The sequence below is a fragment of the Variovorax defluvii genome (assembly GCF_039541515.1).
Classification (GTDB): Bacteria; Pseudomonadota; Gammaproteobacteria; order Burkholderiales; family Burkholderiaceae_C; genus Variovorax; species Variovorax defluvii.
Genome location: NZ_BAABGJ010000020.1, coordinates 26,170 through 39,570, shown reverse-complemented (window position 1 = coordinate 39,570; position 13,401 = coordinate 26,170). Strand labels below are relative to the sequence as shown.

The following is a 13,401-nucleotide window of genomic DNA, read 5'->3' as shown; positions in this document are numbered from 1 at the left end:
GGTTCGTCAAAACGTTTGGAGGGAGCGCTCATGGCACCATTCGGTCTCTGACGACCGACCCATGACGCTGACCCAAAGCCTCCTCATCATCGCCCTCCTGATCGCGACCAGCGCCTTCTTCTCGCTGGCCGAGATCTCGCTGGCCGCTTCGCGCCGCCTGCGGCTGCGGCAGATGGCCGACGAGGGCGACGCCCGGGCCGAGCGGGTGCTGCGCATCCAGGAGCAGCCGGGGCACTACTTCACGGTGGTCCAGATCGGGCTCAATGCGGTCGCGATCCTGGGCGGCGTGGTCGGCGAAGGTGCGCTGACGCCTTATTTCGCACGGCTCTTCGAACTCTGGCTCACCGTCGAAAGCTCGCAGACGGCCGCCTTCCTGGCTTCGTTCGTCACCATCATCGCCGTCTTTCTCGTCTTCGCCGACCTCTTCCCGAAACGACTGGGCATGAACGATCCGGAACGCCTGGCGATGCGAATGGTCGGGCCGATGCAGGTGCTGATCACCACGCTCAAGCCTTTGGTGTGGCTCTTCACCCAGTGCACCGACCTGCTGTTCAAGCTGCTGGGCATGCCGATGCAGCGCGACGACAAGATCACCTCGGCCGACATCCTGGCCATGACCGAGGCCGGCGCGCGTGCCGGCGTGCTGGCCGAGCGCGAGCAGCAGGTGATCGCCAACGTGTTCGAGCTGGACACCCGACTGGTCAGCAGCGTGATGACCTCGCGCGACCGCATCGCCTGGTTCCAGAAGGACGACTCGGAGGCGGTGCTGCGCGCCCGCATCGTGGCCGAGCCTTTTTCGGCCTACCCGGTCTGCGAGGGCGACATCGATCACGTGCTGGGCTACGTGGACGCCAAGGACATGTTCCAGCGAGTTCTCAGCGGCCAACCGCTGTCCTTCGACCACGGTCTGCCGCTGCACAAGGCGCTGGTGATTCCCGACCGCTTGTCGCTGACCGAGGTGCTGGAGCTATTCCAGCAGGCGCACGAGGACTTCGCGATCATCGTCAACGAGTATGCGCTGGTGGTGGGCGTGATCACCCTCAACGATGTGATGAGCACCGTGATGGGCGAACTGGTGGGCCTGCAGAACGAAGAACAGCAGATCGTCAAGCGCGACGAGAACTCCTGGCTGATCGACGGCGTCACGCCGATCCAGGACGTCCAGCGCGCACTGGACATCGACGAGCTGCCGCATGCCGACGAGTACGAGACGCTGGCCGGCTTCCTGATGGTGATGCTGCGCCGGGTTCCGAGGCGCACGGACACGGTGAGCTGGGGCGGCTTCACCTTCGAGGTGATGGACGTGGACAGCCACCGCATCGACCAGGTGATGGTCACGCGCGGCGGGGCCGTCGCCGCCACGCCGGTGGCCGGCTAACCGCGGTCGTCGCGGCGGTCGTTGAAGACCCAGAGGCGCTGGTTGGAGAACACCGCGTTGGGATAAGGCGCCCGGCCACGGCTGCCGTTGTAGCGGCCCAGCGTCATGAACAGGTCGCCGGCCTCGCGGTCGAGGTAGTGCCGCAGGATCACGCAACCGAAGCGCAGGTTGGTCTGCATGCGGAACAGGGTGGACGGATCGCCGTCGCCGATCACGCGCGTCCAGAAAGGCATGACCTGCATGAGGCCGCGCGCGCCAGCGCTGGACACCGCGAACTTGCGGAAGTTGCTTTCCACCTGGATCAGCCCGAGAACCAGGCTGACCTCCAGCCCCGATCGCTTGCTCTCGTACCAGACGGTCTGCAGGAACTCGATGCGCTCCTGATGCCCGGGCATCTTCTTCTTCAGGCGCTCGCTCATCTCACCCAGCCAGCGCAGGTAGGCCAGGCGCGAGGGCGTATCCAGGAACACCGGCTTCGGCGGCGCGCTGCTGCGGATCGAAGCGCTCAGGGCACTGCGGACCGAATCGATCAGCGGCTCCTCGATCTGCGCTCCCGCACGGGCCACGCCCGGCAGCCAGGGCAAGGCCGCAGCAGCGGTGCCGACCAGCAGGCACGAGCGCCGGGACAGGTTCACGGGAGCACCCGCGGGCGAAGGCTCATGCGGCCAATTTGCCCTTCAGGAAGGCGGCGACCTCGGCCACGGGCACCTTGGTCGCAGCGGCATCGCGGCGATGCTGGTACTCGTACTGGCCTTCCTTGATGCCACGGTCGGAAATCACGACACGGTGCGGCACGCCGATCAGCTCCCAGTCGGCGAACATCGCGCCCGGACGCTCGCCCCGGTCGTCGAGCAGCACGTCGACACCGGCGGCCAGCAGGTCTTCGTAAAGGGCTTGGGCGGCCTTCTTCACATCGTCGCTGCGGTCCATGCCGATCGGGCACAGCACGACGGTGAACGGTGCGATCGCGTCCGGCCAGATGATCCCGCGCTCGTCGTTGTTCTGCTCGATCGCGGCAGCGGGCAGGCGCGTGATGCCGATGCCGTAGCAGCCCATTTCCAGCAGTTGGGGCTTGCCGGCCTCGTCGAGAAAGGTGGCGTTCATCGGCTGGCTGTACTTGGTACCCAGCACGAAGACATGGCCGATCTCGATGCCGCGCTCGATCGCCAGCACGCCCTGGCCGTCCGGCGACAGGTCGCCGGCCACCACGTTGCGCAGGTCGGCCACCAGCTCGGGCTCGGGCAGGTCGCGGCCCCAGTTGACGCCGGTCATGTGGAAGTCGGCCTCGTTGGCGCCGGTGATCCAGTCGGACATCACCGCCACTTCCCGGTCTGCCACCATCTTCACGGGCTTCCTGAGGTTGAGCGGGCCCAGGTAGCCCGGCTCGCAGCCGAAGTGGTCGTCGATCTCGGCGGTGGTCGCGAAGCGGAAGCCCTGGTCCAGCCCGGGCACCTTGCCGACCTTGATCTCGTTCATCTCATGGTCGCCGCGCAACAGGAGCAGCCAGACCTGGCTGCCTGCCAGCTCGCCGTCAGGGCCCAGCTTGTCGGTGGCCAGCACCAGCGATTTGACCGTGGTCGCCAGCGGCACGCCCAGGAGCTGGGCCACGTCCTCGCAGGTGGCCTTGCCGGGCGTGGGGGTCTTGGCCAGCGCCTGGGTGGCCGCAGCGCGCGGCCCGGCAGGCGCCAGTGCTTCAGCCTTCTCCATGTTGGCCGCGTAGTCGCTGTTCGGGCAGTAGACGATCGCATCCTCGCCGGTGGCGGCGATCACCTGGAATTCCTGGCTCACGTCGCCGCCGATGGCGCCGCTGTCCGCCGCCACCGCGCGGTAGCGCAGGCCGAAGCGGTCGAAGATGCGACGGTAGGCGTCGGCCATGATCTTGTAGCTGGCCTTGGCGCTGTCCAGGTCGCGGTCGAAGCTGTAGGCGTCCTTCATGATGAACTCGCGCCCGCGCATCAGGCCGAAGCGGGGGCGCCGCTCGTCGCGGAACTTGGTCTGGATCTGGTAGAAGTTCTTCGGCAGCTGCTTGTAGCTGCGGATCTCCTGGCGCGCGATGTCGGTGACGACCTCCTCGCTGGTGGGCTGCACGACGAAGGCGCGGTCGTGGCGATCCTTGATGCGCAGCAGTTCCGGGCCGTAGGCCTGGAAGCGGCCGCTCTCTTCCCACAGCTCGGCCGGCTGCACCACCGGCATCGTGAGTTCCACCGCGCCGGCGCGGTTCATTTCCTCGCGCACGATGGCCTCGACCTTGCGGATCACTCGCAAACCCATGGGCATGTATGTGTAGATGCCGGTGCCCAGCTTCTTGATCATCCCGGCGCGCAGCATCAGTCGATGGCTGACGATCTCGGCGTCGGCAGGGGCTTCCTTGAGGGTGGAAATGAAAAATCGGGAAGCTTTCATCGGTCGCGCAATGAGGTTCTGGTGGAGCAAGAGGAAGGGCCCGAAGCAGGGCCCGGAACCGGTCGCTTTGCCGAGTGCGACCCGGCATGCATAATCGACTCAGTTCAAGAATTTGGGGTTTGATTATGCTCGACCGCGACGGCTTCAGGCCCAACGTCGGCATCATCCTGCTCAACCAGAAGAACCAGGTTTTCTGGGGCAAGCGCATCCGGACCCATTCCTGGCAGTTCCCGCAAGGCGGCATCGATCGCGGCGAGAGCCCCGAACAGGCCATGTACCGGGAACTGCACGAAGAAGTGGGGCTCCACCCGGAGCACGTGCGCATCGTGGCCCGTACCCGCGACTGGTTGCGCTACGAGGTGCCGGACCGGTTCATCCGCCGAGACGCACGGGGCCATTACAAAGGCCAGAAGCAGATCTGGTACCTGCTGCAACTGATCGGCCACGACTGGGATCTCAACCTTCGGGCCACCGACCATCCCGAATTCGACGCCTGGCGCTGGCACGACTACTGGGTCCCGCTGGACGTGGTGGTCGAGTTCAAGCGCGGCGTCTACGAGATGGCGCTGACCGAACTGGCCCGCTACCTGCCCCGGCAGGACTTCCGCAACCGCTTCCTGCGCAGCAACGTACGCGCCCGCGAATTCGAGCGCCATCCGAGTAGCGCCGGCCATGAACCCAACTTCGAGCTGCCCCCTGGGGCCAGCTTCGATCCGAATCCAAATGCCTCTTTGCCAGCGCCCGATTCTTCGGCCAACGACCCTTTCCATGCGCCTCGCTAGGCCGGCCCTGCTGCTGGCGGGCGCCTGCCTTCTTGCCGCCTGCGGCTCGACCGCCCGGGACACCGACAACCCCGACTGGGCCCAGGCCGGCATGCCGCCGCCGCCCAAGGTGACTGCCCAGGCCGACGAATGGAAGGAAGCGGAGGTGCCGCCTCCGCCGGCCTTCAGCGAAAGCCGTCTGATCCCGATCGCGATGCCACCCTATTCGACGCTGCAGTTCGGCGTCGATCCGAACACCCTGTCGGTGACCGGCGACGGTGTGGTCCGCTACGTCGTGGTCGCCAGCAACAAGGCCGGCGGTGCCACCAACGCCTTCTACGAAGGCATCCGCTGTGCCTCGGAAGAGGTGAAGCAGTACGCCCGATACAACGCAGGCGCCTGGCACCTCGCCGGCAACGCGGAGTGGAAGCGCATCGACGACCGAAGTTCTCGCTACGCCAAAGAACTGGCCCTGCAGGGCGTCTGCCGCGGCCATGCCCCGCGCGCTTCGGTGAGGGAAATGCTGCAGCAGATGAAGAATCCGCTGCGCGAGTTGCCCTGAGCCCAGGGCCGCCGCGAAGGCCCTCTGCTTCCTCAGCCGGCGGGCATCAGGACCATGTTGTCCCGGTGCACCATCTCCGGCTCGGCGACGTATCCCAGCAGCCGCTCGAATTCGGCCGAGGGCTTGCGGCACAGCAGCCGTGCCTCGGCGCTCGAGTAATTGGCCAGTCCGCGGGCCAGCTCCACGCCCTGCTCGTCGCGGACCGCGATCACCTCGCCGCGCGAGAACTCGCCTTCCACACCGGTCATGCCGATGGGCAGCAGGCTCTTGCCCTCGGCCCGCACCTTGGCGGCCGCGCCCGCATCCACCGTGACCGAGCCGCGCAGTTGAAGGTGGTCGGCCATCCAGCGCTTGCGGGCCTGGTGCTTCGCGGTCTGGGCCACCAGCAGGGTGCCGATGCCTTCGCCCTGGGACAGCCGCACCAGGGCGTCGGGCTCCCGACCCCAGGCGATCACCGTCGAAGCACCCGAGCCTGCCGCGCGCTTGGCCGCAAGGATCTTGGTGATCATGCCCCCGCGGCCGATGCTGCTGCCGGCGCCACCCGCCATGGCCTCCAAGGCCGGGTCGCCGGCAGCTGCCTCGTGCACGAAGCGCGCGTCCGGGTCCTTGCGGGGATCGGCCGTGTAGAGGCCTTTCTGGTCGGTCAGGATCACCAACGCGTCGGCTTCCACCAGGTTCGCGACCAGCGCACCCAGGGTGTCGTTGTCGCCGAACTTGATCTCGTCGTTGACCACGGTGTCGTTCTCGTTGATGACCGGCACCACGCCAAGGGCGAGCAAGGTCACCAGCGTCGAACGGGCGTTCAGGTAGCGCTCGCGGTCGGCCAGATCGGCGTGCGTGAGCAGCACCTGGGCGCTGCCCAGGCCGTTCTCCCGCAGCTTGGTTTCATAGATCTGCGCGAGGCCCATCTGCCCCACGGCCGCGGCGGCCTGCAATTCATGGATTTCGTGGGGCCGGGTGCGCCAGCCCAGGCGCTTCATGCCCTCGGCGATCGCGCCGCTGGACACCATCACCACCTCGCGACCGTCACGCACGAGGGTCGCGAGCTGTCGGCACCATTCGCCGATGGCCCTGTCGTCCAGGCCGCGGCCCTCGTTGGTCACGAGGCTGGAGCCCACCTTGACCACGAGGCGGCGCGCGTCGCGCAGGACGGGAGAGGCAGTGACGGTGGTCGATGTCATTGGGCGAATCGCGGATCGAAGTCGGTGGGCGGTTGCTCGGCCACCTGCTGGGCTTTCACGTGTTGATAGATCGCCTGCACCAGCGGCTCGCAGCCTTCGCGCGTGAGCGCGGAGATCTCGAACACGGGGCCCTTGAAGCGCAGGCGCTTGACGAAGTCCTTCACCTTCGCGGCCCGCTCCTCGACCGGGATCATGTCCAGCTTGTTGAGCACCAGCCAGCGCGGCTTCTCGTACAGCGCGGCGTCGTACTTCTTGAGCTCGCCGACGATGGCCTTGGCCTGGGCGACCGGATCAGTGTCGTCGAAGGGGGCGAGGTCCACCACGTGCAACAGCAGCCGCGTGCGCTGCAAGTGACGCAGGAACTGATGGCCGAGGCCGGCGCCCTCCGAAGCGCCCTCGATCAGGCCAGGCAGGTCGGCGACGACGAAGCTCTGTTCGGGCCCCACCCGCACCACGCCGAGGTTGGGATGCAGCGTCGTGAACGGGTAGTCGGCGATGCGCGGACGCGCGTTCGACACGGCGCTGATGAACGTGGACTTGCCCGCATTGGGCATGCCCAGCAGGCCGACGTCGGCCAGCACCTTGAGTTCGAGCTTGAGGCTCCTGCGGTCGCCGGGCCAGCCGGGCGTCTTCTGGCGCGGAGCGCGGTTGATGGCACTCTTGAACCGCAGGTTGCCGAAGCCGCCGTCGCCGCCCTTGGCGATGATCAGCTTCTCACCCGGCGTCAGCAACTCGAACAGGACCTCGCCGGTCTCGGCATCGCTGATGATGGTGCCTACGGGCATCTTCAGGGTGATGTCGTCACCCGCAGCGCCGAACATGTCCGAGCCCATGCCGTGCTGACCGCGCTTGGCCTCGTGCCGGCGAGAAAAGCGGAAGTCCACCAGCGTGTTGAGGTTCGGGTCCGCCACCGCAAACACGTGGCCGCCGCGGCCACCGTCGCCGCCATCGGGTCCGCCGAACTCCTTGTACTTCTCATGGCGGAACGACACGCAGCCGTTGCCGCCATCGCCGGCAGCGATGTCGATGAAGGCTTCGTCGACGAACTTCATGAGAGCTTCAGTTTACAAATGAAGAAGCCCCGGCAAAGCGGGGCTTCGAATCTTCGAGTGGATCGAAGTGACGGGCTCAGGCCGGCGTCACGTTGACCGTGTGCTTGTTCAGGGCACCCTTGGTGCCGAAGGATACGCGGCCGTCGACCAGGGCGAACAGCGTATGGTCCTTGCCCACGCCGACGTTGGTGCCGGGGTGGAACTGGGTGCCGCGCTGGCGCACGATGATCGAACCTGCGCTGATCAGCTCACCGCCGAAAGCCTTCACGCCGAGCATCTTGGGCTTGGAATCGCGCCCGTTTCGCGTAGAGCCGCCGCCTTTTTTCTGTGCCATGGTGTCAGTTCCTTAGCCGGCGATCGCGCCGATTTGCAGCTCGGTGAACTGCTGGCGATGGCCTTGACGTTTCTGATAGTGCTTGCGACGGCGCATCTTGAAGATGCGGACCTTGTCGTGCTTGCCATGCGACAGCACGGTGGCCGTGACCGTTGCGCCGGACACCAGGGGCGTACCGACCTTGAGAGCGCTGCCGTCGCCGACTGCGAGCACCTGGTCGATCACGATCTCCTGGCCTACGTCCGCAGCAATCTGTTCTACTTTGATTTTCTCGCCGGAAGCAACGCGATACTGCTTGCCACCGGTTTTTATGACCGCGTACATGTAAACCTCTTGAGGAAGATGGCTCCGCGGCGAATTCCGCAGAGCCCAAGATTCTAGCACGGCGGCCGGTTCCCGGCCTAACCCGCGGGCCGCCGGGGCGCTCGGTCCGCCTGCCTCCCTATAATCGGGCGCGTTCCGGCCGCGGGCCGGCCCTCCCCCATCCAAGCAGCGCAACAGCGCCCTCGCCTTGTCAGTTCCCCCCGCCGATAACTCCCCTGCCGCCGACGTCCTCCGCCTCATCGCCGAAGACATGGCCGGGGTCGACCGCGTGATCGCCCGCCGACTCGACACCGGCGTTCCGCTGGTACGCCATGTGTCCCAGTACATCATCTCTGCTGGCGGGAAGCGCCTGCGGCCGGCCCTGCTCCTGCTCATGGCGGGCGCCCTCGGCTATGAGGGCGAGCAACGTTTCAACCTGGCCGCGGTGGTCGAGTTCATCCACACCGCCACCCTGCTGCACGATGACGTCGTCGACGAATCCACGCTCCGGCGGGGTCGCCCCACGGCCAACGAGTCCTTCGGCAACCCGGCCAGCGTGCTGGTGGGCGACTTTCTCTATTCCCGAGCCTTTCAGATGATGCTGGACGCGCACGACATGCGCGTCATGGAGATCCTGGCCGAGGCCACCAACGTGATCGCCGAAGGCGAGGTCCTGCAGTTGATGAACATGCACGACGCCTCGCTCGACGAAGAGGCCTATCTGCGGGTGATCCGCTCGAAGACGGCCAAGTTGTTCGAAGCCAGCACCCGGCTGGCCGCCGTGCTCGCCGGCGTCACGCCGGAGGTGGAGGAAGCTTGCGCCGCCTATGGCCAGGCCCTCGGCACCGCCTTCCAGGTCATCGACGACGTGCTCGACTACGCGGGCGATGCCAACGAGACCGGCAAGAATGTCGGCGACGACCTGCGCGAAGGCAAGACCACCCTGCCGCTGATCCTCGCCATGCAGCGCGGCACGCCCCCGCAGCGCGACTTGATCCGCACCGCCATCGAAGCGGGCGATACCACTCAACTGCCCCAGATCGTGGCCATCGTGCGCGAAACCGGCGCGCTGGAAGCCACGCGCAAGGCCGCCGCCGCGGAGGCGCAACGTGCGATCGATGCACTTGCCGGCTTCGCGACGAATTCGTACTCCGCGGGTTTGCTACAATTAGCGGCTCAGTTGCTTGAGCGACGCGCCTGACACCTCACGACAGTGGGCCGCTCGGTCGAATCTTTTCTCGCAACACAATCGGGGTGTAGCTTAGCCTGGTAGAGCGCTACGTTCGGGACGTAGAGGCCGGAGGTTCGAATCCTCTCACCCCGACCAGGTTTTCTTCTTCTCTCGGCCTTGCAGCATCAGACCCGCGTACTGCGACGTGTACGCCTTGGTCCTGCTGCGATAGGCTCTGCGGCACCCGACATCCGGAACGAACGTGCCGCCGCTCCATCGTCTCTTATTCACTGCTGTGTCGAGCGCCATGCTCGCGGCCTGCGCATCGATGCAACCCGCGCCCGCGTTCTGCAGGCCGGGCGAGCAAGCCCTTGTCCACGACACGCTGTATTTCGGCACCGGAAAGCCCCAGGGCGGCGTGGTCACGCAGCATGACTGGGACGACTTCCTCAAGAGCTCCGTGACGCCCCGCTTTCCGCAAGGGCTGAGCGTGCTGCCGGCCTCGGGCCAATGGCGGGGTGCCGATGGGGCGCTCGTCCGCGAGACCACCTACGTCCTCCAGCTCGTGCATCCCGACGACGACGCCAGCGACCAAGCGGTACGCGCCATCGCGGCCGACTACAAGGCCCGCTTCCAGCAGGAAGCCGTCCTACGCGCACGATCGCCCTCGTGCATATCCTTCTAGGGCCTGCCGAGACAATGCGTTGAGTCGCATCGTATTCACAGGCCCCAGGCCTGGACCCGCCGGCCGGCCCGGTGCAACACTGCGGCCCTCATGGAGCGACCATGTGCAGAAACATCAAGACGCTTTTCAACTTCGAGCCTCCCGCCACCGATGAAGAAATCCGCTCGGCCGCGCTGCAGTTCGTGCGCAAGCTCAGCGGATTCAACACGCCGTCGAAATCGAATCAGGAGGCCTTCCAGCGTGCGGTGGAAGACGTCGCATCGGCAGCCAGGGTGCTGATCGATTCGCTGGTGACCACGGCCGATCCGCGTGACCGCGCGATCGAAGCCGAGCGGGCCCAGGCCAGGTCGGCGAACCGCTTCGGAACGCAGCCCTACAAGTCCTTTGCGGCCGACTGAACATCGACAAAGAGGCAGCCCCATGACCCAGCCCCGCCCTTCCATCGAAGCTGTGCAGAACATCCTGGACCCGTTGTTCCCCGGCCTGATGGGCGTGCGCCTCCTCGTGCTCGAGCCCGAGCGCGTGGTGGCCGAATTGCCCGTGCGCCCTGAACTCTGCACGACCGGCGGCATCCTGCACGGTGGCGCCTCCATGGCCTTCGCCGACACCCTCGGCGCAGTAGGCACCTTCATCAACATGCCGCAAGGCAAGCGCACCACCACCACCGACTCCAGCACCAAGTTCATCGGCGGCGCGCGCGTGAACACCACCGTCACCGGCGAATGCGTGGCGCTGCACCGCGGCCGAACCACCATGGTGTGGCAGACCAGCATCCGCTCCGCCGATGGCAAGCTGTGCGCCGTGGTGACGCAGACGCAGTTGGTGCTGGACTGATCCACCTCCGCGCGGGTCCGTCCAGGCGGCTCCCAGCGCGGCGCGGCGCGCTACCGCATCGCTCAGTCGCGGCGCGGATTGTTCGGGCGCCGGTCGTAGCGATTCGGCACGCCGTCGTTGTCGCGATCGCGGTCGTAACGGTTGGGTATACCGTCGCGGTCGCGGTCGCCGTAGCCACGGGCATGCGGCGGCGGCGGGCCGCTGTCATAGGGAACGGCCACGCAGCCGGCCAAGGTGGCTGACGCAGCGATCAGCAAGGCAAGAGTTGTTTTCACGAGGCACTCTCCTTCAGGTTGTTCGTCCAGTCCGGACGCGACAAACGTCGACGGCGCCCTTGTCCCGGACGTGTCCACCTCTGACAGGGGCGTGAGGCCGGTGACTGGATCTGAACGCATCATGGCGACGAGCTCGCTGGCGGTGAGCGCCCGCAGCACCCGTTTGCAAGTAGGTCCGAACCGCATTCGCACGTCTCGCTCTGTGGCAAGCTTGATGCCCCATGCCGCGCACCCAGCCTCTCCCGTTGGCGCTTTTCCTGTCCGCCATGCTGGCCGGCGCGGCGCAGGCGACGCCAGCCTTCGAACAGGTGCGGCGCGACTACCGCCCTTCCGACGTCGAGGTGCTCGACCGCGACGGCGATCCGCTCCAGCGCCTGCGCATCGACAGCACCGCGCGCCGCGGCCGCTGGACCACCCTGCCCGAGATCTCGTCCGCCCTGCGCACGGCCATGGTGCTGAGCGAGGATCGGCGCTTCTACGAGCACAGCGGCGTCGACTGGCGTGCCGTGTCGGCCGCGGCCTGGGGCAATCTGTGGAACACGCGCACGCGTGGCGCTTCCACCATCACCATGCAACTGGCCGGCCTGCTCGACGAAGACCTGCGCCGCGGCAGCGGCGGCCGCGACCTGGCCCAGAAGTTCGGCCAGACCCTCGCCGCGCAGCGGCTGGAGCGCCATTGGCGCAAGGACCAGATCCTCGAGGCCTATCTCAACACCGTGCCCTTCCGCGGCGAGCTCGTCGGCATCGACGCGCTGTCGCGCACGCTCTTCGGCAAGGCGCCGCACGGCCTGGACGCGCGCGAGGCCGCCGTCGCAGCAGCGCTGGTGCGCGCGCCCAATGCGAAGCCCGCGCTGGTGGCGCAGCGCGCCTGCGAGGTGCTGCGCGCCATGGAGCCCGGCGCCAGGCCGGACTGCGCGGCGCTGGACATGTTCGCGAGCGCGGCGCTGCAACGCCGCGCCTTCGAGCCGAGCGAGGGCATCGCGCCGCACCTGGCGCGCCGCGCGTTGAAGGAAGCCGCGCCCTCCACGACCGATGACGGCCCTATCCGCACCACCCTGCGCGCCCCGCTGCAGCGCTTCGCGCTCACCGCCCTGCAGCGCCACCTGCGCGAGCTGCGCGGCCGCAACGTGGAGGACGGCGCGCTGGTGGTGCTGGACAACGCCAGCGGCGAGGTGCTGGCCTGGGTCGGCTCCTCCGGCGTCCTCAGCCGCGCGGCGGAAGTGGATGGCGTGCTGGCCCCACGCCAGCCCGGCTCCACGCTCAAGCCTTTTCTCTATGCCCAGGCCATCGCCGAGCGGCGGCTCACCGCGGCCTCGCTGCTGGACGATTCCTCGGCGCAGATCAGCACCGCCGGCGGCCTCTACATCCCGCAGAACTACGACCGCCAGTTCAAGGGCCTGGTCTCGGTGCGCACCGCGCTCGCGGCCTCGCTCAACGTGCCGGCCGTGCGCACGCTGGTGATGGTGTCTCCCGACGCGTTCGCGCGGCAACTGCGTGCGACAGGCCTGGCGCTGGGGCAGAACGGCGACTACTACGGCTACAGCCTGGCCCTCGGCAGCGCGGAGGTGTCGCTGCTCGGGCTGGCGAATGCGTACCGGACGATGGCCAATGGCGGCCGCTTCGGGGAGCCTCGCTTCCTCCCCGCGCGCGAGCCCCCGCCCCGCCCTTCCGCCAAAGAGGACAGGGGCATCGGCCCGGCCATCGATCCGCGGGCCGCCTTCATCGTGGGCGACATCCTCAGCGACGCCAACGCCCGCGCCCGCACCTTCGGCCTCGACAGCGTGCTGGGCACGCGCTTCTGGAGCGCGGTGAAGACCGGCACCAGCAAGGACATGCGCGACAACTGGGCCGTCGGCTGGTCCGCGCGCTACACCGTCGGCGTGTGGGTCGGCAATGCCAGCGGGGCGCCGATGTGGGACGTGAGCGGCACCAGCGGCGCCGCCCCGGTATGGGCCGAGCTGATGGGCTTTCTGCATCGCCGCGAGGCCAGCCGCGCGCCGGCCCCGCCGCCGGGCCTGGTGCGCCGGCGCGTGCGCTTCGGCGACGAGCTGGAAGCCGCGCGCGATGAGTGGTTCATCGCCGGCACCGAGCAGGCCCTGTTCGAGCTGCCGGCCGCCGCGCGCACCGAGGCAGCACCGCGCATCACCGCACCGGCCGACGGCACCATCATCGCGCTCGACCCCGACATCCCGCCGCGCCACCAGCGTGTTCGCTTCGAGGCCGAGGGCCGCAACCTGCACTGGCACATCGACGGCAAGCCCTTCGCGCAGGGCGCCAGCGCGCAGTGGCTGCCCTGGCCCGGTCGGCACGTGGTGGAACTGGTCGATGCGCACGGCAAGGTGGTCGACCACGTCCGCCTCGAGGTGCGCGGTGCGGGAATCAAGCGCGCGGCGCGATAGGACAACGCTCGGTCGCGCACAATGCGGCGCTTCACGCGTTCGCATGACGAAGAAAGGAGACAT

The 13,401-nt window shown here is 67.5% G+C and carries 15 protein-coding genes and 1 tRNA gene; 9 read left to right on the top strand and 7 right to left on the bottom strand.

What is annotated here, in order from left to right; translation table 11 throughout:
* Window positions 1-61 precede the first annotated feature (61 nt).
* Complete coding sequence (gene paeA / locus ABEA07_RS11280; RefSeq protein ID WP_345537881.1) at window positions 62-1,378, top strand: polyamine export protein PaeA; 1,317 nt, start codon at window positions 62-64, stop codon at window positions 1,376-1,378.
* Here paeA and ABEA07_RS11275 read toward each other — a convergent pair.
* Window positions 1,375-2,013, bottom strand: a complete 639-nt coding sequence (locus tag ABEA07_RS11275) for a lytic transglycosylase domain-containing protein (RefSeq protein WP_345537880.1) — start codon at window positions 2,011-2,013, stop codon at window positions 1,375-1,377. The two genes, paeA and ABEA07_RS11275, sit on opposite strands and share 4 nt — an antisense overlap.
* Window positions 2,014-2,035: 22 nt before the next feature.
* Window positions 2,036-3,781, bottom strand: a complete 1,746-nt coding sequence (locus ABEA07_RS11270) for a proline--tRNA ligase (RefSeq protein ID WP_345537879.1) — start codon at window positions 3,779-3,781, stop codon at window positions 2,036-2,038.
* Window positions 3,782-3,906: 125 nt separating this feature from the next.
* On the opposite strand from ABEA07_RS11270, the gene ABEA07_RS11265 reads away from it, so the two are divergent.
* Window positions 3,907-4,563, top strand: coding sequence for an RNA pyrophosphohydrolase (locus ABEA07_RS11265; RefSeq protein ID WP_345538132.1), 657 nt, complete (start codon window positions 3,907-3,909; stop codon window positions 4,561-4,563).
* Complete coding sequence (locus ABEA07_RS11260) at window positions 4,550-5,104, top strand: CNP1-like family protein (protein WP_345537878.1); 555 nt, start codon at window positions 4,550-4,552, stop codon at window positions 5,102-5,104. The genes ABEA07_RS11265 and ABEA07_RS11260 overlap by 14 nt, the downstream gene beginning before the upstream one ends.
* 32 nt (window positions 5,105-5,136) lie before the next feature.
* On the opposite strand, the gene proB is transcribed toward ABEA07_RS11260, so the two are convergent.
* From proB to rplU, 4 genes are all read right to left on the bottom strand, one after another.
* Window positions 5,137-6,285, bottom strand: coding sequence for a glutamate 5-kinase (gene proB, locus ABEA07_RS11255; protein WP_345537877.1), 1,149 nt, complete (start codon window positions 6,283-6,285; stop codon window positions 5,137-5,139).
* Window positions 6,282-7,337 (bottom strand): Obg family GTPase CgtA, encoded by a 1,056-nt coding sequence (cgtA, locus tag ABEA07_RS11250; RefSeq protein WP_345537876.1) that lies wholly within the window; start codon window positions 7,335-7,337, stop codon window positions 6,282-6,284. Before cgtA ends, proB begins: the two co-directional genes overlap by 4 nt.
* Window positions 7,338-7,413: 76 nt before the next feature.
* Window positions 7,414-7,671, bottom strand: a complete 258-nt coding sequence (gene rpmA, locus ABEA07_RS11245) for a 50S ribosomal protein L27 (protein ID WP_345537875.1) — start codon at window positions 7,669-7,671, stop codon at window positions 7,414-7,416.
* A 12-nt stretch (window positions 7,672-7,683) separates the two neighbouring features.
* Complete coding sequence (gene rplU, locus ABEA07_RS11240; RefSeq protein ID WP_106556579.1) at window positions 7,684-7,995, bottom strand: 50S ribosomal protein L21; 312 nt, start codon at window positions 7,993-7,995, stop codon at window positions 7,684-7,686.
* A 187-nt stretch (window positions 7,996-8,182) separates the two neighbouring features.
* Between rplU and ABEA07_RS11235 the strand changes: the two genes are divergently transcribed.
* The 5 genes from ABEA07_RS11235 (at window position 8,183) to ABEA07_RS11215 (ending at window position 10,664) form a co-directional block, all read left to right on the top strand.
* Window positions 8,183-9,175, top strand: a complete 993-nt coding sequence (locus ABEA07_RS11235) for a polyprenyl synthetase family protein (RefSeq protein ID WP_345537874.1) — start codon at window positions 8,183-8,185, stop codon at window positions 9,173-9,175.
* 49 nt (window positions 9,176-9,224) lie between these two features.
* Window positions 9,225-9,301: transfer RNA gene (locus ABEA07_RS11230), tRNA-Pro, on the top strand.
* A 172-nt stretch (window positions 9,302-9,473) separates the two neighbouring features.
* On the top strand, window positions 9,474-9,830 hold the full coding sequence (locus ABEA07_RS11225) for a DUF3574 domain-containing protein (protein ID WP_345537872.1): 357 nt from the start codon (window positions 9,474-9,476) through the stop codon (window positions 9,828-9,830).
* Between the two features lie 101 nt (window positions 9,831-9,931).
* A complete protein-coding gene (locus ABEA07_RS11220; RefSeq protein ID WP_345537871.1) occupies window positions 9,932-10,228 on the top strand; it encodes a DUF2277 domain-containing protein in 297 nt (98 codons plus the stop codon).
* 22 nt (window positions 10,229-10,250) lie between these two features.
* Window positions 10,251-10,664, top strand: coding sequence for a PaaI family thioesterase (locus ABEA07_RS11215; RefSeq protein WP_345537870.1), 414 nt, complete (start codon window positions 10,251-10,253; stop codon window positions 10,662-10,664).
* A 62-nt stretch (window positions 10,665-10,726) separates the two neighbouring features.
* Here the strand turns inward: ABEA07_RS11215 and ABEA07_RS11210 are convergent, their stop codons facing one another.
* The gene (locus ABEA07_RS11210) at window positions 10,727-10,939 is read right to left on the bottom strand and encodes a hypothetical protein (protein ID WP_345537868.1); all 213 of its coding nucleotides are present in this window, start codon (window positions 10,937-10,939) and stop codon (window positions 10,727-10,729) included.
* Between the two features lie 221 nt (window positions 10,940-11,160).
* On the opposite strand from ABEA07_RS11210, the gene pbpC reads away from it, so the two are divergent.
* Window positions 11,161-13,338, top strand: coding sequence for a penicillin-binding protein 1C (pbpC, locus tag ABEA07_RS11205; RefSeq protein WP_425584121.1), 2,178 nt, complete (start codon window positions 11,161-11,163; stop codon window positions 13,336-13,338).
* Window positions 13,339-13,401: the final 63 nt, after the last annotated feature.